This is a genomic window from Bartonella rattimassiliensis 15908 (assembly GCF_000278215.1).
GTDB classification, from domain to species: domain Bacteria; phylum Pseudomonadota; class Alphaproteobacteria; order Rhizobiales; family Rhizobiaceae; genus Bartonella; species Bartonella rattimassiliensis.
The window spans coordinates 78,260-97,000 of sequence record NZ_JH725064.1 but is presented as its reverse complement, the minus strand read 5'-3'; the positions used below and the strand labels follow the sequence as shown (position 1 = coordinate 97,000).

Genomic DNA, 18,741 nt, shown 5'->3' with positions numbered 1-18,741 from the left:
AAATTAACGTTTTATATAACAATAAATGACAATAATTGATGAGAAGTAAGTTAAAAAACTATCAAATATGTGTATTATGTTTTTATATGGATATTATTTATTTCGCAATGAATAATTAATTATAGATTTCTTAACAAATTTATATATAATACGTTATGTATTTGAAATAAATTGGGGATGTTTTTATGAACACAAAATGTTTAATTGCACTATCGATTTTCACTTTCCTTACCGCTTCAACAGCACAAGCAGCAGATACGGTAATCTTTAAGCAACCACAACCGAATGTTTCATTGTCTAATGTTTCATCACCACGTATCTCACCGGTTGATATTTCTACACCTTTTTCTTGGTCTGGTTTTTATTTTGGAGGACAAATTAGACATTCTTTCAATAAAAGCATCCTAGATTATGCCCAAGAAGCGAATGAAGGAAAATGGGCGTGGGTTGATAGAGATTTATCACCCAAACCATCAGGATTGGGAGCAGGTATTTATGTAGGTTCTAATATTGCTCTGGGAAATAACTTTGTTTTCAGTTTTGATACGGACATGATTTTGTCTAATAGGAAAGACACCCAAACGAATAATGGAAAACCGATTATAGATGAATTAGACACTATTAACGCTGCATTTAAAGAAGCAGGAATTCCTGTTATAAAACCTGCTGCGCGGGATGAGACAATACCCAACTATGGTGATATTGTCGTAAGCAGTGTAACATTGAAAGAAAAATGGTCTGGTGCCACGCGCGCACGTATTGGTTTTGCTTCCCATCGTCTTATGCCTTATATCGCGGGAGGTATAGCTTACACACAGATGCAATATATCATGTCACTTTTAGCAAAATCGCAAGAAGATTCGACGGTATTTGCTTCTGGCGATGTGTTAGATGAAACCAAAACAATATTTGGTTACACTATTGGTGGTGGTTTTGATCTTGCAATGACAGATAACATTATTATGCGTACAGAGTATCGTTATTCAGATTTTTTTAAACAGAAATTTGCAAATGATAAACTGAATATTGCCTACCAAACGCATGATGTTCGCCTTGGCATTGCTTATAAATTCTAATATCTTATAAAAAAAATTGCATTGTAAAAAAAAACCCTGTTTTTAACAGGGTTTTTTATGTTTTTCTCCTTAAAAAGACAAAAGTACTTAAACCAGTGCTAAACCGTAAAAAAATGATCACGAAACAATTCAGTTTCTTTTAAATCAAATTCCTCTTCTCTTACCATTTCCTATCGTACATTTGGAATATCAGAGTTTTTATAACTTCATGAGAGCTTTTATTTCATACCATTAGATGTTATTGTGAAATCAATGAGAACACTTATAAGAGATATTATAAAAATACGGATACTGCGTATGCATGAAAGCTTCATATGATGATAATATGACAACAGCATAAAATGGAAGGTTTCATAGGTTAATTTTTCAATTTCCTTTTCACGTCTAAAAAATAAAGCTTTCCCATTCATCTATACATAATCCGATTTTTCTCGATGTAAATTCACTTCCTTCCTCCTTATAAGATTTGTTTTATAGAAGAATAAATATATAATAAAATCAATATGTTGATTTTATTTCTTTTATAAGAATCCACACTTTTATGCATGTTTCATTTGACCATTTTTTATAGAAGAATGGAGATTGCTTAGGGCCTCACGTTTTTGTTTATCGCGTTCTTTAATAGGGTTTCACGACCCTCATGCAAAATAGAATGCCACCTGGTTGCCAATTCACGGCTTTTTTTAAGAGACAGCTCTTAAGGCACCCAAGCTCATTTTACCACGGTATCCATGAATGGTATAACAGTAAAGCAATTGAGTACTCCCATCTTTACGTTTGTGAAAAAATAAGTCGGCCCCATCATTATATTTGCTCACTCCCAATATTGCCGATAGCTCTTGCATTATGACGGTTCATAAGAGCTCTTTTTAGCCCTTTCTTCTACAGTTTTTACCCACACGACAGCTCCGTTTATAACGTGCAAATGAGTGGTTTTGATTGATTCAATCTGAGAGGGTTTAGAATAAGAAAATCTTACGATATTCCAGATTCTCATTCAATATGCAAAACAGTGAATTATCATTATAAATCAATGCTTTGATTTATAAGGGGAAGTCACTATGGTTTTTATGACTTCACACCATAATACAAGAATGAAGAGTTAGTATTCGTGGAGAGTTGGAAAGGATATCTTAGGGCTGGTTTGTTTTTTTATGCCATAAGATGTTGGTGCTTAAGCTTTTGCATGAAAACAAAATGCTGTGTTTTCTCTGTATTAAAAAATCCTGTAATCGGCTTTTGCATATTGAAATAAGCGTATTTCTGTTTGCGTAATCTTTGAAATGAGAAGACTGATCCATTTGAGAAACTCAAACCAATGCTAAGTCTTGTTATTCTCTTTGGGATGTGGAGAGAAAATCACGCAGACCCGAGAAAAAACGTATTAGTATACATCAAACTTTATTTATTGCCTATATCGAATAGGAAACTCTTAAGCCAAAGAGAAATTCTCGAGCCAAGGGGATGATGATAGGGAGCAGAAGAAGAAATCATTATGAGATAGCAGGCGCGCTCATTTCAGAATTTCTAATGCTTCTAATGATAAAGGATAAGCCAAATTCTGTTTTAGCATTATGCTTTCTTTTCATATCTTTGAACCGATGATTTGCCATATATTTCCTTTAGATTAATCTGTATGCATAGAATATAAGGAAAGAACAGAGGAATGTGACATAAGGGGCGTAAGAAGATTGAAAAAGTGGAGGCTGAGAACAGCGTGTGCTTCTATTAAATATAAAGAAGAGAAAACTTACCTAAGATAACACCATTACAGTGCTTACCGATGTGCTTATTTAAAAGAAATAACTTTTAGTATTTTCAATTTCTTCGTAATGGTATTTGTGAAGTGTATAAAATCCTTTGAGAGGCAATATGTTATTTAAAAGATGCTAAGTGGTATGGTCATTTTCTTGTTTCTGCTTAGAGTTTTTTACTTACGCGTTTGTTAAAAAAGATTTTTTAATGTAGCAAAATTCATTTTATAATGGCGTTTGTGAAGAATGTAGAGATGCCTTATGAGACGTGAAAAATCATCAATAAAAGCTCCATGTTCTAAAAAATTGAGGAACTGATGGATTTTTATAGTTTAAAAAGATTTAACACGTCTCATGTTTAAGTGTTTATTTTAGAGTTGAATATTTGATTTTTGTGTAAAAATATTTGTTAATGAATCTATGATACGCGAAAAATCAACCGCTAATAAGAAAATGATAAATATAACCCACTTCGTATAGCGTGACATCATTTTTATACTTTTATAAGTCATAACGATTTCTTGTAGAATTTCTATTTCCTTTTCTGTAAGTTCTATTTCTTTTTCTGTAAGCTCTATTTCTTTTTCTGTTTTTTTTCTAGTCATGTTTCCACCTACACAATTTTTCCCCTTGTTTGTTGTGCTTTAAAATATCTCTTGCTAGATTGGAGCTGATGATATTGAGATCTTTTTTGTCTAAATAAATGGGCATCCAACCAACACAAGAAGAAGGTTCATGGATTGTTTTTATTGCGCAACCACTGAGTAAGAGCAGCGCGCACATTAAGATCACTTTTTTGATTAATTTCATTTTCCACCTTTAGTCGTGTTGTTGATGATTTTAGCGTTTTTTCTGTTTGCTTTTGCTGTTCAAGCTTCTTTCCAAGAGTGAAAACTTTTGCTAAAATGATAAAAAAAGCCGTCAGAGCTGCTCCTGTTATCATCAGATTCTTTTTTATCCACCACATCATAGGCGCTGTTCCCGAAACCGTTTTGCTACAAAGAAAATGCCAACACAGGCGGCTAAAACCATAATGGTTGCTAAGGCCCATTGGATGGGACCATTACCTGCCAATAAGCCTCCAAGTCCAGAAAAAGAACCAATAATAGGTGTTAGAGCTTCTGCTTTGAGAAATCCCATTGGTTCTTTCGTTTCTACGGTTTGATAGTTGGGAGAAACGTAAGCACCTTTTGCCCATAACCCTGATTCTGCTGCACGACGGTGTACAAGCCCATGAAGACGTTTCCCGCCTGCTTTGGTCCACTTTTGTAATTCAGCAGGAACAGCTTCATATTCACCGTTATTGAGTTTTTTTAGCAGGGTTGAATTGCAAAAAGCTGTGGTTCCTACATTATAGCAAAAAGATACTAACGCAGCGAATTGCTCATCCGTTAAGGAAACCGTTACATTTTTTTCAACGGTATTTTCAAATTGCCTTAAATCTTGATTAAGAAGTTCTTCTGCTTGTTTTTCACTGATGATCATGTTCTTGTGAACAAACGGTTTGCCTGCACTGCTGGTATGGCCATATCCAATTGTCCATACCCCGATGGAATCTTTATAGGCATGTAATCGTAATCCTTCCCATTGTTTAATGAGTGCAAGCCCTTCTTTGGATATCTTTCTCATGTGTTTCTCCATAAAATAAAGCCTCACATTAATGTGAGGAGGGTCGACAGATTAAAAATGATTTTTTTCGCTCTTCAAGAATAGAAGAAACGTGAATCTTTTATGAAATAAAAAGGTTAGTTGGAGGAGTATTTTCCGTTAGGGGGCGGTTGTTGGGGGCTTTAGGAGGCGGAAGGTGTTGGTTTGGTACAGGCGGGGGGGGGATGTTGAGGCTTGAGGGGGGCACATGACAGTGATGTGAAAGCGTTGGAGATAAAGCTATACTTTAAGAAAAATTCTCCAAGAAGAGGCATATGATGTCATTGTATATCTAAAGTCATAAAATATGTTATGTATTTAACATTCTGCATATTCAAATATGGGTCATGGCTAAGAAGAGACTTGGAGTTTTGATATAATTTTTAAGACAGACTGATTGAAGGCGAGATGACTTAAAAGGAGAGTATTGAAAATGGGATGATTTTGATAAAATAGCAGCGTTTTGCCCTTAAGAGCGCATCTTATTCGTTATTGAACTTTTTATTTCTTACAAAGGCAAAAAAACTTGCTTATAGTATTTTCTCCCTAAGCGTAAAAAAAGAACCTCATTCTTTAATGAGTATGAAATAGGAATATGAAAAAAGCCTCAATTACATCGTCAAAGATTTGTATTCAGTAATCCTTTTTTGGTGTGGGGAAACGGAAACAGTTTTGTCCTTTGCTAGCATTAAGCTTTTTTCAAATCTCTCGGCAAGAGTTTCGCCTTTTTTGTTTACTGTTTCATGGATAGCTTCTGGATTTGATTTTAAATATTCCTTAAGACGTCTTTGCCCTTGCACGTGTTTGTAAAAACTGCTTGGAAGATATGTATCCAATTTTTCAGCAGATAAAGACGCATTAGGTTCACATAATACACCCTTAATATTATCCTGATGCAGTCTATCTAATTTAGAAGATTCGAGATGAAGCTTTTTGGCAAGGCTTAAGCTGAATATCCCGCATTCAGAAGAGCTTCGCTGAATATCCATTTCTGCGGTGGTAAAAGAATACGGGGGGAGTTGAAGAGTTTGAAGAGTTTGATTTATTTTTATCCCGAGTTTGCAAGCAGTGATATTCTGGAATGTTGTAGGTTCAAGCATAATCAAAGAAATTTTGTCATCAATAGTTTTATAATCAATGACGGCAAAGTGGACTCTGCTGCCTGAATTAACTATAAATCGGGAAGATTTTGCGCCGCTCTCAACGACTTCTTTTAGTGCGTGAGAAAACTCTTCTGCTGTAAGAGCCAATTTCAGATTCATTTCTGGATATTTGCTGTTCGCTTTTGCGACGAGAGAAGGCATCACTCTGATATCTGTATTTTCATAATAATTGTCAATCCAGCGGCCTGTGACAATATCATCCTCTAAGCCTTTAATAATATCTTTTAATTCTTCAGAGTTAGGTGCAACATGTTCTTCTTCTGTTTGGAGAGAACTTTGCGTTAAACGTGCAATAAGATCTTCTAAGGATTCTTCCGCGCTGGCTCCTTCGGGGAGAGGTGATGAACTATGGGAGTGGTCTTTTGAATCGTGTGGCTTCATACTATTAGCCTTCATATTGATAATTGATAACAATATTATTTGCTTCAATTTTGGCTAAACAATGTTTTGTTGGGCTATGGTTGAGAGAAAGACTCTTAAAAAGTGAGAAAATGAGAGCGTATTGTAAAGTTTCAAAACTTGCATAAAAAAACAGAAATGAAAGGCCTGTAGATCAAAGTTTGAGTGTATGTTAAAGATCTTAAAATAAAATCTTTAAGTGTGCTCCTGTTGATTAAACAACACTGTTTTGCCTTTTGGTTTTAAGAGGGCAAGCTGTTTGCATCTTGACCTCTTTTAAACGAATAAGCCCATAGAATCATAGCACCTCATACCTGCCCGTAAAGTGGAGTGTAGTTTTATTCCTTATGGAATAGGATATGACTAAAATGTTTATTACATCATCAGAGATTTGTATTCTGTTGCTCTTTTTCTATGTTGTGAAACAGAGGCAATTTTTGTTTCTGTTTTTACTAAGTTTTTCTCAAATCTCTCGGCAAGAGTTTCACCTTTTTTGTTTACTGTTTCATGTTCTGCATCCGGATTTGATTGGAAATACTCCTTAAGACGTTGTCTCCCTTGTAGGTGTTTGTATAAACGAGCGGGAATATAGGGATCTAATTTTTCAGCCGGTAAAGGCGTATTGGGATCGCATAGGACACCATTAACATTATCTTTATGCAGTCTTTCTAATTTTTGAGATTCAAGATAAAGTTTCTTGGAAAGGGCTAAACTGAACATCCCACATTCAGAAGAGCTTCGTTGAATATTCATTTCTACCATGGCAAAATGAATATTAGGTAATTGGTAATATTCAATGGCTGTTCGCATTCTTGATGCAAGTAAGGCGGGGAGGGTATCACGCAGTGAGGTTGGTTCAAAAAATATCAAAGATGTCTTGTCAGCGATAGTTTGATGATCAATGATCGCAAAATGAATCCCTCTGTCTTGCGCGTTCACGAGTAGTCTAGAAGATTTTACGCCGTTTTCGATCATTTCTTTTAGTGAGAGTGCAAAGTCGTCAGGTGTCATTGCAAGTTTAAGATTCATCTCGGGATATTTACGATTTGCTTGATCTACCAAGGCTGGCATCATGTAAAGATCTAAAATATCATAATAATTTTTGATCCAACTTCCATCGGCATTATGCTTTTCTAAACTTGCAACAATATCTTTTAATTCTCCACGATTGAAAGGGGTATTGTTTATTCTTTCAATATTGAGTCGTTCTAAATGGGTCGCTAGATTTTCTAGGGGGGCATGTGAATGCGCACCTTCAAGTGCGCTTGCACCTTCTGGTTCTGGTGCGCTTGCACCTTCTGGTTCTGGTGCGCTTGCACCTTCTGGTTCTGGTGCATTTGCACCTTCTGGTGTTTGTGATGAATGAGGGAGGGGGGAATCTTGTAGCTTCATAATATTAGTCTCCATATTGGTAATTAATAGGCAATATTATTTTATTCAATTTCGGCTAAACAATGTTTGGTGAGTTAGGTAATGTTTGAGAGAGAGCTTCGTAAAAGGGTGAGGCGATGAGAGAGAATATTGTTATTGTCTTTATAAGAAGGCTCAATTGAGAATTTTTTTAGTTTCAAAAAACTGAGTGTTTTTTCTATTTTTAAAATCTGTAAAAATGGTAGAGAAATCTGGATGAATTGTTATCTTTATATTTTAAGTTACTTTTATTATGTGTATTGCGTACTTCATTTCAATGAGAAGGCGTTAATAGTCCGTCTGCATAAAAAATTGAAACTAAGTCATCCATAACAGCTGTTTGTTGTACAAAAAGATCTTGTTTTTAAAAAGCTTCTTTTGAATTTCTTCCGAAGAGAAATATTGTTAATTGCTTGCTGTAAATTTTTATGTATGCCGTGTAATATCATCATTTTATGTGTGATGGATATTGGTAGGTTTGTTTATTGATCCTTAAATTTTGCGTGAATAATATGCAAGAGCAAGCCAAATGAATCTCAACTGCAGATGCAGATTGCCAAGAACAGTTGTTTTTTATCTATGTGTATTTTAGAATCTGCATCCTTTAGGGTAGGAAGGTAGGCTAAAATGTGTCGTGTGTTAACAAAAACAGCTAGATTCACCTTATTTCTGTTTATATCTTTCTCATCATTTTTGTGATGCGTTGCATGGATATCTATGGATGGCACATTTTCTGGATACTGTTTTACCCTGAATATCTCAAAAATCTTTGGCTGATGGTGATACAAATTGGGTAATACAAAAAAGATCGTCAGAAAAAGGCAAAATACACTCTCAAACATTGTTGCAAAACACAATGTTTTTACAACACTTTTTATACCAACATAAACATTTGATAATGAAATTTAGACACAAAAAAACCCTTACCGCACTCACTATTAAAGACGATTTTTTATATTCTGTCAACAGGAAAACGATAATGATTCCTTTTGGAATGTGGAAATAAATCTATAGGAAAAAGCTAATTCATTGGTTATGCAGCAAAATATGTTGTTTTAAGTGGAAATTTTTTTGATGAGGCAAAGAATGTTTTTTTTGAGAAAGGCAGCATGGTGAAGATTTGTTGCTGGTAATGTTTGGAGTGGCGTGTCGGGGTGATTCGTGATCGGTGTAGCCAGGGCGATGGTATGATGGAAGGTGGCTTGAGGAAAAATATGATCAATATATTGATTTATAATAATTTTAAGAAATTGATCTTGAATAATTGCTCTAATTATCGTGGAATTTTATCATTTGAAATTTATGTTGAATCAATCAAAGCTATGGCTCTTAATCTTAAAGAGACGTGTGGATAAGTACGGTGTATGAGAAGAATTAAAAATATCTCTTATGAATGATTTTAAGAGCCAAGGGTTGTAGCAATACCCAAGAGTTGGTAAAGTGTGTGATGGTCCAAGCGTGTTCCTGCATAAGCGTAAAAATGGTGGTGCTCTATAAATTTTATCTTATTCATTAAGGGCTTTAGCATTATACTTTTCATAATCACTGTCGTAAAATGGAGGTCACGCGCTTTAAGATATGCTTTTTTAAAAAGTACGTGAGTGAGTAACGCAATCTGTTGTGCACGACGGGCGTGATCCTTCCCGTGAAAGGGGGAAAGCACAGTGGATCTTAAGGGTGGTCTGCTAAGAGATTTTTTTTTGGGGGGAAAGGGAGGTAGAGATAGAATCTTTATCCTGTGAGGGAGAATACAACAATGGATGTTTTTAGCGAATGCTCTTTTGGCTAGAGTAGTCAAAATGTTTATAAAGGGCATTAAGAATAATGCGCAACGAACCAACAAGAGTAGAGAGAGGTTGATCTTCTATAACAAGATATTGTAATGCAGCGTGAAAATTATGTTGGCGATGCTGATATTGTGCTTCTTTAATTGCTTCTTGCATATCTTCATAGCGTTGTGTTGCTCTTTGAACCCATTGCTTTTTTGCTTGCTCATCTGAGGTGCTGTGCGTAAAACCATCATAATAGCCGTTTGGTAAACCTTTTGCGCATAAATAGTCATTTCTGATTTGCAGATATTGTTGCGCCGTGTCATATTGCTCTTTACTAATACCTGATGAATCCTCTTTATAGCTAAGCAAACAAAGACGCCCAATATAGGTTCCAACAAGCGGATTTTTTGCTTCTTCGAGGCTTAAACCAAAGCGTTTTGCACGTAGTTCAATCGCAGAGTGAGGCGGAGATTGTTTAGGGCTTTTGGCACGTGAAATTCGACCATTGGGTTCTCTTATTTTGCTTGTTATTCTCGGTCTACCGCGTTTTTTACGTATTTTCATGAACTTACCATTTGAATGAAAAAAAACTGTTTGTTGATGGGGGACAGTGATATAAAAAGCATTTGGAGCAAATACTATGGGAAAAGGAAACGTGGCAGATTAAAAAACAACACTAAAGTCATCTTAAGCGTGAAGAAAAGCAACATCGTAAAGAAAAAAATCATCTTTTTTAAAGGTGTTGTTTACCATTTCTATCTTCTCCCTATCAGTCCTATTTTTTCATTGATAGCCGATTATTTGTCTTTGAAAGATTTTTTAGCTTCTATGGAAAAATTTATAAAAAAATTGGAGAAAAAATAATACTCTATGAATATCCCTTGTTTTTTCTAATGGGATTATTGCTCTTGTTGCTTATGAGCACTTTGTGGAAATTTTTCAACTTTACCTGGGGAAAATCATGGATTTCTTCTTGGAGTTGGTTTGGTTATTGGTTTGCTATGGGGTGCTGTATCAAGATGTCTGATATGCATCATGTTGTTAAGCATTTTTTATCCTTTATAGAGTACTATTTTCTTCTATTGAGTGGAAGAGAGCTGTAAAAAAACAAACTTCTTTACCCTATTATTATAGCATAATAAGCCCAATTTTTTCAAATAAATTCATTTCTTAGCTCAAAATAAACTGTAAAATGGTAAGCGGTTTTGAGGATAATTTCTTTATTCTGTGTCCTTTATAGAAGATAAAATACTTCTATTTTTGTTGGTTGAATGGATCTTTAAATGAGAAGGGCGATAGCGTTTAAAGGTCGAGATGCAATATCGAAATAAGCTGCTTTTATCAGCACAAAGTCGCTTTTATAGGAAGAGGTAGGAGAAGCTTTTATGGAAGTTTTTATAAGAAGGAGATTTATAAGAGTAAAACTTTGATAGGGGGATTTTATAAAGGTGCAGAAGCTATATGAGATATTTCATTTCTCATGAAGCGTTTTTTAAATGAGGCCTTTTTGATTAAGAATCTTTCAAATGAAGATTGAAAAATTTTAAGCTTACTGCAGATGTTTGTCATTCTGGATAATCGGTTGCTCATTTGATTCTGTTGTTGAGAGGCATGGATTCCTAAATTCATTTCGCGACAGCAGCCTTTTGAGAGGATAAAATCTCCATGAATAATATAAATTTATAGAGCACTCTCAATCTGTAAGTTTAATATCTCATTTATGTTTAATAAACAGAGAAAACCAGCACCCTTACATATTTTGCTGATTCTCGTTATGGCGTCAACCCTTGGCATTTAAAAGTGTGCATGAGAGGCCTTGATCGGCTTTTCTTAATCTTTTTTATCCAGACGGTTTTCTCAGCTTGGAATGTGCAAAAGGAGCGTCCTTAGAGCATAGGTTTTGTCCTTTGAGGTGGGGTGATCAGGAATCTTAAGTAGAGAGAGAGGAAGCATTGGAAGAAAGGTAAAGCTGATCAGCTGCTGAAAACTGCTTGGTAAAAAGTATGAAGCTGTTGTTTCAGATTATAGGTCGGTGGGGTGAGGGCTTTGTTGAAAGAAATGGGGAAAAGGCTAGATGGGTACGATGACTGTTGTATGGAATGGTAGCTTTATGGAGGGGCTATTTTCGGTACGGGGGGCGTGTTTCTTTACCATTTTGCCCTATTTATATACTTAACGATTGTTTACGGTAGGGCTATAAAGGCACATAAGGTATACAATACTTGATCATTGAGCCTTAAAATATCCTCCCCCAAGTATTAAAGGCAAGTATTAAAGGCAGGAGGTGCCCGGAGCGTTTTATCTAAGCAAAACCCATAAGTGATCAGCAAATGGTATGTGGATAAAGTAGGTGGGGCAGTGCAGGGGAAACAAATTTATGGGGAATATCTTTGTCTCTTGGGAGGGAAAGAATATCATGATTCTTTGATTGTATAGGATTTGCTTCATTTAAAGGATGGTAAACATTGTCTTTTAAAGAGGCATGAAAATTATATATGGGAGTGTGTTGAGAGTGAGCTGTTGATAGAAGCTATTTTGTCTATAGCGCCTTGCCATGTAAGCAATGGTAAACATTCTTGTTTATAGCGAGAAGAAAAACTTTAGGCATGAGATGTTTTTTAGAGCGAATATTGTAGCTTGGTGGGGATGATAAAATATCGTCCTTTAGGGAAATAGAAAGGGGAAAATATAGGGGGGCTTTAAGCGTAGCACCTATAACGGATTTAAAAATAGACTTAAAAGATTTTATGGTATAAACGCTTGATTTATTATAAGAGAAATGTTACTCAAACTCCAGTGCGGTGTTACGTGTTATCAGATATTGAGTAAGCACTTTGAGAAGTGGGGGAGTGATTAGTATGATCACCGGTAAGTCACACCATAAAGCTGGAGACATGCAGCAAGAGGCAGATTTCGTGTTAAAACCCGTGTTGAACCATTCTAAATTGATGCGTCCTTCAACAAAAGATTACATTATTATTGTTTGCTTGGCTATCATCTTATTAGCGTTGGTTGGCATAATGATCTATATGAAACCTTTGGAATTTTTTCACATTATATCCAAAGAAGAGGCTCAAGCAATAGCCCAACAAAACTTTCAAGAAATCACTCAGGAAAGTTTGAAAAAAACTCAAGATTCCATAATCAAACATTTGCATAGTGTCGGGTGGAATAGTGTTTGGGCTTTTTTATGTCTTTTGCCGCAAATGATTTTAGGCTTTCTTTTGGTGGGATTTCCACTCTTTTTTATTCTCCTTGCTATGGTGAAACGGGAGGTGAAGGAAATGATGCAGCCAATGGAAAACAGTGTCAGAGCAGCAATGCTGGACAGTTAATCGCTCGATAAAATACGGTGGGGGGGGAAGTGACCGCTTTTTTAATAATTGGAATGTTTATTGTCGTGGGGATAGCTCTCTTTATTTCTTTGGCATTTTGTATGGTATTATTTTCTACCATAACGACAATCTTGGCACTCTATTATTCTTTGATAAAACGGGCAATCTTGTTATTTAAGATGCGCCAAAAACTAAAAAAAAGTGCAACGCAGAATTTGAGGCATGATCAGACAGAGAACAGGAAACAAAATGATGTTCTTCAGTTCAGTCCCCTTTCTTTTCAAGAAGCTTTGATCCTCTCAAGAAAAGATTATTCTATAATTTCTTCTATTGCTTTTGTTATATTTGTGCTATGCGTAGGTTTTATAGTTTTTTCAGCGTTTCTTCCAAAATCTAAGATGTTTTTGCTCAGTCATGCGCCTATATTGTTTTACATTAGTGATTTTGTCATGAGGATGATGTTTTTAGGGTGGGCATGTATTGTTGTCGCTTTACCTGTCATTTTAATTTTCCATGGGATCTTTCATTATGATATTAAAAGCATAACAAAGAAATTAAAAACTCTTGCTTGAGATAAGAATAAAATGATGTCTTAACATCAATGTGATAGAGGGGAAAAGTGAGCGTTATGATATATTTGGCTGTTTTAGGTGGAATCATTATTGCCATTTTGGTGTTTATGGTCATAATCAGGGTGCCTTACCTGGTGATCAAGAATATGAGGTTGTCCTTTAAATTATCTCAAGAATTGAAAAAGAGCACGACGCAACAAAAATATGCCATACAAAAATTGCGCGATGATAAGGAAGAAATGAAAAAACAGAATCTCGTATGCGAGACACTTGATGCAAAAATACGCTTTCTAACCTTTAAAGAATCTATCCCCCTTTATTCAAAAGAATGTAAAATAATTCTTTTTGTTTGTATCCTAATTTCTGGTTTACAATCTACTTGCGCTATCGCAAATTTTATATGGTGGAAGAGTGAGATGGTTGACTTTATCATGCTGCTAGGGAGCACTATGTGGTTAGGAGCTGTTCTCGTGGTTCTGATCATTGCAGGCATGTGTATAAAATTAACAAAAAAATTGAAAAAAACGCTTCAACAATTGGAGGAAGCTATAAGACAGCGTGATCACGCAATCCGTATAAAAAATGCGGAAGGAGAACAAAATGACGAGTAGTTTTATAACATTAATAGTATTTTCTTTCCTGTTTTTTATGATCTTAAATGTTTTAATGTGGATGCCAGTTTTTATCATTTATTACCTGTTTATCAAGCGTGCAAGGCTGTATTGCAAGGTAAAAAAAGAACTAAATTGCGTGCTGAATGAATGCCATAGAGCATTGCAAAAGATCGCTTAAAAATAAGTGTTTGATAAAAAATCTTTCTCTTGTTTGGCAAGACTATAAAAGAAGATTCTACATTTCTATGGTCATGGTAGTCTTGTTGATAATCACAACAATGGTGACAGGGGATGATGTTGTTCCTTTTAACCTATTAATGCCACTTGCATGTGCTTTTTATTTTTACCGATTATTCCTATCTTGCCTATCATTGTGACAAATCAGTTGAAAAAATGGTGCGGCATTTCGAAGAAAAGCTTGAAAAGAAAAAAGCACCACTAATACTCTACAATATGAGCGAGAGGAAAAAGTGAAAAGCAGCTATTGTTGCTATACGTCTTGCCTTTGATTTATTCCTGAAGCGGTCTGGAGTTTTATTGTGTTTTATGCTTGCGTGTTTTAAAAAGAGTGAGAGCTTTTGCTGAGTGAGAAAAACAAGCCAAGAACAGCTGTTTTTGTACTGTCTTTTAGAGTTATTCTTTTGGGTCTTTTCTTTAAGAGAGAAAATCTTATAATTTACGTTACTTTTTTGAGCCTGAAAATTTGTCTTATAAAGCGACAAAAGAATGAAAATGGATGCTTAAAGTAGAGAATGCGGTGGTAAGACGAGGAAAAAAGCCCATTTTCTTAAGGCAGAAAAGGCAAGGCGAGCCAAAAGCACGAGTTTTCGATCAAAATATTTTAATTGCGGAGATGAGGCGGCGCTTTAAAAAACTTAAGGTGGGCTGCAAAAATTGAAGAAAAAGAGGATTATTGGGCGACTAATTATTGACCAGAACACGAAGGAGAGTTTATCTATATACAGCTTCTCTATAAGAATGAGAAAGATTATCGGTAATTTGAGTGTACTCTTTGATCGGAGCCTTATGGTGGTCTTTGGTATATATATTGCCGCTTGCCAAAATGATAATACCTTATAGTTCTGTGAGACTTGGCTCTACAATGCAATTTTGAGGTAAAGAGAGGCGTAATTTTGAAAAAAAGGTTAAGTTGCTGGGCTTCTAAAGCGGCTGTTTGAGATAGCCTTGGTGAGAGAAGATGTTGAGCTTGGTCGTGTGATAATTCTGGGGATTTATTTGGATTAGCTCTCAATATTATACCTTTCTTTGGAAAAAGGAAATAGCGATTTCTCTCTGTTGGTTCCTTATTTTCTGCGTTATATAGTGACTCTGACTGTGAGGGGTGATGTTGAAGCTTTACATTTTATGACAAAAGCTTTATGGAGGGCGAGAGCTGGATGGATGATGTGAGGAGGAGCTTTGAAAAGCATTGAAAAATCTATGTGAAATGCGCTTTGGTGAGGCGTAAAACCGTGGATAAAAAAACTTAGTGATTTATCTGAATCGCTTCTCTTCTCTTTGGAAAGGAACTCACTTTCTGAAAATAATTCAGAACCTTAGCGCCTAAGATACGCAATTGCGTAATAAAAGAGATGTTTATAAAAAATTTCTCGAGAAAAAAATAGGTGTGAAAACAACAGAAGTGTACTGTCAGCGTATAAAAATATGGTGTGTGAAATCAATAAAAAACACAGCCTTGTTTTTATTGTCGCAGTTGTTAGGAACAGCTCTGATATCGGATGCATAAAAGATGAAGAAATACAAATCATTGAGATAAAAATTAATTGAATTCATGGTAAAGAAAAAAGCTTTATAGAATGAAAAGTTTTACCTCATGAAAATGGCTTAAAAATTTACACAAATGGGGGATAAAAAATGAGCAGCAATGAAGAAAATATACGATTTGATCAAGAACTACGGTCTTTTTCGCTTGAAGAAACATTTCTTACAAGCAAAAATTACAAAGTCATCTTTTGTATTGCTTTTGTTATTTCAATTTTGAGAACGGTACTCTTCGTATCAATTTTGCTTGGGTGGAAATTGATCGGATGGGAGATGGATGTCGTTACTATTCCATTTTTAATCGTGATTATTCTATCAATGCTGCTTTTTGGGGGGGTCCCTATTGCCTTTGTGATCCGTATCATTTTGACGGGGTTGTTGAAAAAAGAGATCAATCAGTTGGATCAAGCAATCAAGCAGCAAAGAAAAATCGCTTGTCAATAAAATATGCTGTAAGGGGAAGCAGAAAATGAATACGGGTTTTTTTTATTCTTATGGGTTGTCGCAGCGGTGCTTGTCACGCTTATTTCTGCTATGTTCGATATGTTGATTTGGGCATTGTATTACTCTGTCTTCAAGCGGGTGAGAATGTATTGTAAAGTGACAAAAGAATTAAAACGTGCGCGTAAACAACCTGATGTGTTTGAACAGCCCAGTGGGAAGTAGCTGATGATTAAGGTGTCAGATGAGGAAAAAGCCTTTTCTCTTTCTGATGAGGAAATTCTAACGATGGGAAGTGCAACAGCACTTTTAAAGAGTTTGGCGTGGAAGGTGGAAATTGAAGGAAAAGGCGATTATTGGGCCACCTTTTTTTACCAGATCGTGAAGTGCAGTTTCTCTATAACGAGAAACAAGTGGAAGAATTTTCACCGTTTGATCGCAGACTTTTAGGAATGAGCGGTATTTTTGCGGCAGCTTGCCAGACGATTAATCCTCATAATTCTGGGGTGTTGCCAATGGTGTTTTTGAGTTTTGTGTCCAAGGGATTGAAAATTTTTGAAGAAAAAGTAAGTGGTGCATGTTTTAAAAAAGCATTTGACGACACTTTAAAATGGACAATAGAAGATGATCGTTTGCATGAAATGTTTTGCTCTCAATAGAGTATTTCTCCTTGGGAAAAAGATTCTTTATCATAGTTAATGGATGAAGAAAAAGCGGTTTCTTATGCTCTGTTGCATCTTGGAGCTCTTGCATTGCTCGGGGATGTTGAGACTTTAGTTTCTTATAACGAAAATTTTACAGCTGGTAAGCTGCTTGGCTTTGATGAAACCATTGAAAAATCCATCTAGAACGGGTTGTACAGAGATGTACTCCATAGTCGTGGATGGCTATCAGCTTTTTAGAGTCATAGACCCTGATTTGTGCAATAAAAAATGGATTTTCCATAAAAAAATAGTTGAGGAGAAAAAGAAAGAATTAAGGGAACAAGGGTACATTGTGCGTAATGAATCATGCATCTTTGCAGCAGAGGGAGCAAAACATTCTCCTGATATTATTTATATTAAAGATGGTAAAATCAAATTTATGGATATAAAAATTAGTTAGTTTAGACTCTGCTGTTGCTGTTATTTGGAGAAACTAGTCTGATTTGAAGAAAAGTGCTCTTGTTGAAAAAAAGTAAGCGCATTGAATCGTTTTTATGTCAGAGCAAAATAAAGAGTTCTAAAAATCAAGAATAACAGAAATATTAAAAAAATAGGCTGAAAATAATTTGATTCTCAAGAATAGCAGAGAAAAATTGTTTATAAATTTACTGCTATCTTCTTAAAGAAGTTGCTGGAAGAACAGTGAGAATTATGAGCTATCATTGATTAAAGAGGTAAGGGATGAGGGGTTGAAGCCTTCGTCATTTGAGATGTGAGGAGGATAAAAAGTATCATTTGCAGCGGTGTTAAGTTTTTTTCTTTTGGGGCGTTTGTATTTTTTAAGCAGTGCCTGCCAAGTTTTGAAAGTGTCTTTACTTGCTAAACTTCAATATTATCCTAAGCATGGTAAGATTGTAATATTGATTTGAAAAATTTATGCCTTTTTTGTGTTATTATGAAAATTCGTGGAGTTTGGAGGTGAAATCTAAGGTATGTGGTAGAGCATTAAGGTAGGAAAAGTTGCTGGAACAACAGCGGGAATTGTGGGGGCATCATTCATTGAAGTGATAAAGGTTGATACTGAAGCGGTAAGAGTTGAGAGCCTGGGGGGCTGGTTTAGAGTTTATGCTGTTTGAGAGTTAGAAAAAATTAAAAAAGTGTCATTTTTGAAGGCGGTAATGCGGTAATATTGGGTTAATAAAAATACAATAACAATTAAACTTAAACAAAAGGCCCTGTTAAAAGGGCCTTTTGTTTAAGTTAATAATATGTACAAAATGTATATAATTTTATTTTAATAACTGTTTATATCTTATACTCTATGAGAAACAAGCTGTATAAAATATATAATAAGTGAACCTAAAAAACTGGCTATTGCATTCAATAAATTTTGTCCTTTTTCATATATATCATTTATTGATGCTTGTTCTGATGCCGTTCTATTATTTATTCTAAGTATATTCAATGTTTCCGATGTGTCACTTACTGGTTCGAAAAAATTTAAAGACGTTAAATGTGTTTTCTCAACAGTATAAGGAACAGCAATAGGAGAGGGCTTTTGATTGACTATACGATCAGATTCTTGAAGTGCAAGAGCTAAACCACTTGTAATTGCCCCCGCTATGAAAAAATATCTGATATTCATAGTTTTTCTCCTATTATTTATTTCCATAAATAAATATCGATATGTATCATATATAAATTCAGTTTAAATAACTATAGTAAAAATACAACAAATATAAAAAAGGATAAATTTTGTCTACAAATTGACAAAATTTACACTTAAAGGGGCTTAACGAATTCTTTCAGATTCTATTTTATGAATATTTAAGAAAAGTTTGAAAGCTCTGTAGGCAAGTGGAATCCCATAAGATGGGTGATAAAATAGCTGCTAACAAACTTCTTATAGCCCCATTGGCTAAAGTTTCATAAAAATTAGATGTGATGAAAGTTGAGTAGAATTTGTGAGGGGAGGGATGCACTCTTTGAGGGTTTGAGTGCATCCTCTACAGGTTGGAGGCGTCCTATGAGGGTGGGATGTTCTCCGTGAGGGGAAGGATGCACTCTTTGAGGGCTTGAGTGCATCCTCTATAGGTTGGAGGCATCCTATGAGGGTGGGATGTTCTCCGTGA

General features: G+C 35.3%; 16 protein-coding genes and 1 pseudogene. 9 read left to right on the top strand and 8 right to left on the bottom strand.

All coding sequences use genetic code 11. The annotated features are described in order from the left end of the window. The first annotated feature begins 185 nt into the window (after nt 1-185). Nucleotides 186-1,076, top strand: a complete 891-nt coding sequence (locus tag MCY_RS00380) for an outer membrane protein (RefSeq protein WP_007346380.1) — start codon at nt 186-188, stop codon at nt 1,074-1,076. A 575-nt stretch (nt 1,077-1,651) separates the two neighbouring features. Here MCY_RS00380 and MCY_RS09795 read toward each other — a convergent pair. The 6 genes and pseudogenes from MCY_RS09795 to MCY_RS00355 all read right to left on the bottom strand — a co-directional run. Further along, nucleotides 1,652-1,934, bottom strand: a pseudogene (locus tag MCY_RS09795) (integrase arm-type DNA-binding domain-containing protein); the annotation flags it as partial. Between the two features lie 1,267 nt (nt 1,935-3,201). Further along, a complete protein-coding gene (locus MCY_RS00375) occupies nt 3,202-3,435 on the bottom strand; it encodes a hypothetical protein (protein WP_007346378.1) in 234 nt (77 codons plus the stop codon). A 128-nt stretch (nt 3,436-3,563) separates the two neighbouring features. Next, nucleotides 3,564-3,800, bottom strand: coding sequence for a hypothetical protein (locus tag MCY_RS00370; RefSeq protein WP_007346377.1), 237 nt, complete (start codon nt 3,798-3,800; stop codon nt 3,564-3,566). After that, nucleotides 3,797-4,459 carry a lysozyme gene (locus MCY_RS00365; RefSeq protein WP_019224276.1) on the bottom strand — a complete coding sequence of 221 codons (663 nt, stop codon included), beginning with the start codon at nt 4,457-4,459 and terminating at the stop codon, nt 3,797-3,799. The genes MCY_RS00370 and MCY_RS00365 overlap by 4 nt, the downstream gene beginning before the upstream one ends. A gap of 629 nt (nt 4,460-5,088) precedes the next feature. Then, complete coding sequence (locus tag MCY_RS00360) at nt 5,089-6,021, bottom strand: YopJ/AvrA family T3SS effector serine/threonine acetyltransferase (protein ID WP_007346375.1); 933 nt, start codon at nt 6,019-6,021, stop codon at nt 5,089-5,091. A 393-nt stretch (nt 6,022-6,414) separates the two neighbouring features. Further along, nucleotides 6,415-7,431, bottom strand: coding sequence for a YopJ/AvrA family T3SS effector serine/threonine acetyltransferase (locus tag MCY_RS00355; protein ID WP_007346374.1), 1,017 nt, complete (start codon nt 7,429-7,431; stop codon nt 6,415-6,417). A 1,154-nt stretch (nt 7,432-8,585) separates the two neighbouring features. Here MCY_RS00355 and MCY_RS00345 point away from each other — a divergent pair. Continuing rightward, nucleotides 8,586-8,804 carry a hypothetical protein gene (locus tag MCY_RS00345; RefSeq protein ID WP_155887031.1) on the top strand — a complete coding sequence of 73 codons (219 nt, stop codon included), beginning with the start codon at nt 8,586-8,588 and terminating at the stop codon, nt 8,802-8,804. Between the two features lie 411 nt (nt 8,805-9,215). On the opposite strand, the gene MCY_RS00340 is transcribed toward MCY_RS00345, so the two are convergent. Beyond that, a complete protein-coding gene (locus tag MCY_RS00340; protein ID WP_007346372.1) occupies nt 9,216-9,785 on the bottom strand; it encodes a hypothetical protein in 570 nt (189 codons plus the stop codon). A 2,294-nt stretch (nt 9,786-12,079) separates the two neighbouring features. Here MCY_RS00340 and MCY_RS00330 point away from each other — a divergent pair. The 7 genes from MCY_RS00330 to MCY_RS00305 all read left to right on the top strand — a co-directional run bounded on the left by MCY_RS00330 (nt 12,080) and on the right by MCY_RS00305 (nt 17,069). Further along, the gene (locus MCY_RS00330) at nt 12,080-12,556 is read left to right on the top strand and encodes a hypothetical protein (RefSeq protein ID WP_007346371.1); all 477 of its coding nucleotides are present in this window, start codon (nt 12,080-12,082) and stop codon (nt 12,554-12,556) included. After that, nucleotides 12,528-12,734 carry a hypothetical protein gene (locus tag MCY_RS09575; protein WP_193352223.1) on the top strand — a complete coding sequence of 69 codons (207 nt, stop codon included), beginning with the start codon at nt 12,528-12,530 and terminating at the stop codon, nt 12,732-12,734. Before MCY_RS00330 ends, MCY_RS09575 begins: the two co-directional genes overlap by 29 nt. 528 nt (nt 12,735-13,262) lie before the next feature. Then, on the top strand, nt 13,263-13,739 hold the full coding sequence (locus MCY_RS00320) for a hypothetical protein (RefSeq protein ID WP_244427293.1): 477 nt from the start codon (nt 13,263-13,265) through the stop codon (nt 13,737-13,739). A 1,878-nt stretch (nt 13,740-15,617) separates the two neighbouring features. Continuing rightward, complete coding sequence (locus tag MCY_RS00315; RefSeq protein ID WP_007346368.1) at nt 15,618-15,968, top strand: hypothetical protein; 351 nt, start codon at nt 15,618-15,620, stop codon at nt 15,966-15,968. 353 nt (nt 15,969-16,321) lie between these two features. After that, entirely contained in the window at nt 16,322-16,624 is a 303-nt protein-coding gene (locus MCY_RS09330; protein WP_007346367.1) for a hypothetical protein, read from the top strand. A gap of 39 nt (nt 16,625-16,663) precedes the next feature. Then, nucleotides 16,664-16,813, top strand: coding sequence for a DUF6990 domain-containing protein (locus tag MCY_RS09570; protein ID WP_007346366.1), 150 nt, complete (start codon nt 16,664-16,666; stop codon nt 16,811-16,813). Between the two features lie 31 nt (nt 16,814-16,844). Next, entirely contained in the window at nt 16,845-17,069 is a 225-nt protein-coding gene (locus MCY_RS00305; RefSeq protein ID WP_007346365.1) for a hypothetical protein, read from the top strand. Between the two features lie 852 nt (nt 17,070-17,921). Here MCY_RS00305 and MCY_RS00300 read toward each other — a convergent pair. After that, a complete protein-coding gene (locus MCY_RS00300) occupies nt 17,922-18,254 on the bottom strand; it encodes a hypothetical protein (protein WP_007346364.1) in 333 nt (110 codons plus the stop codon). Nucleotides 18,255-18,741: the final 487 nt, after the last annotated feature.

Excerpts from the sequence above, each read along its gene's own strand:
- MCY_RS00380 (WP_007346380.1), top strand. The coding sequence starts at position 186 with ATGAACACAAAATGTTTAATTGCACTATCGATTTTCACTTTCCTTACC.
- MCY_RS00375 (WP_007346378.1), bottom strand. The coding sequence starts at position 3,435 with ATGACTAGAAAAAAAACAGAAAAAGAAATAGAGCTTACAGAAAAAGAA.
- MCY_RS00370 (WP_007346377.1), bottom strand. The coding sequence starts at position 3,800 with ATGATGTGGTGGATAAAAAAGAATCTGATGATAACAGGAGCAGCTCTG.
- MCY_RS00365 (WP_019224276.1), bottom strand. The coding sequence starts at position 4,459 with ATGAGAAAGATATCCAAAGAAGGGCTTGCACTCATTAAACAATGGGAA.
- MCY_RS00360 (WP_007346375.1), bottom strand. The coding sequence starts at position 6,021 with ATGAAGCCACACGATTCAAAAGACCACTCCCATAGTTCATCACCTCTC.
- MCY_RS00355 (WP_007346374.1), bottom strand. The coding sequence starts at position 7,431 with ATGAAGCTACAAGATTCCCCCCTCCCTCATTCATCACAAACACCAGAA.
- MCY_RS00340 (WP_007346372.1), bottom strand. The coding sequence starts at position 9,785 with ATGAAAATACGTAAAAAACGCGGTAGACCGAGAATAACAAGCAAAATA.
- MCY_RS00330 (WP_007346371.1), top strand. The coding sequence starts at position 12,080 with ATGATCACCGGTAAGTCACACCATAAAGCTGGAGACATGCAGCAAGAG.
- MCY_RS00315 (WP_007346368.1), top strand. The coding sequence starts at position 15,618 with ATGAGCAGCAATGAAGAAAATATACGATTTGATCAAGAACTACGGTCT.
- MCY_RS09570 (WP_007346366.1), top strand. The coding sequence starts at position 16,664 with ATGGATGAAGAAAAAGCGGTTTCTTATGCTCTGTTGCATCTTGGAGCT.
- MCY_RS00300 (WP_007346364.1), bottom strand. The coding sequence starts at position 18,254 with ATGAATATCAGATATTTTTTCATAGCGGGGGCAATTACAAGTGGTTTA.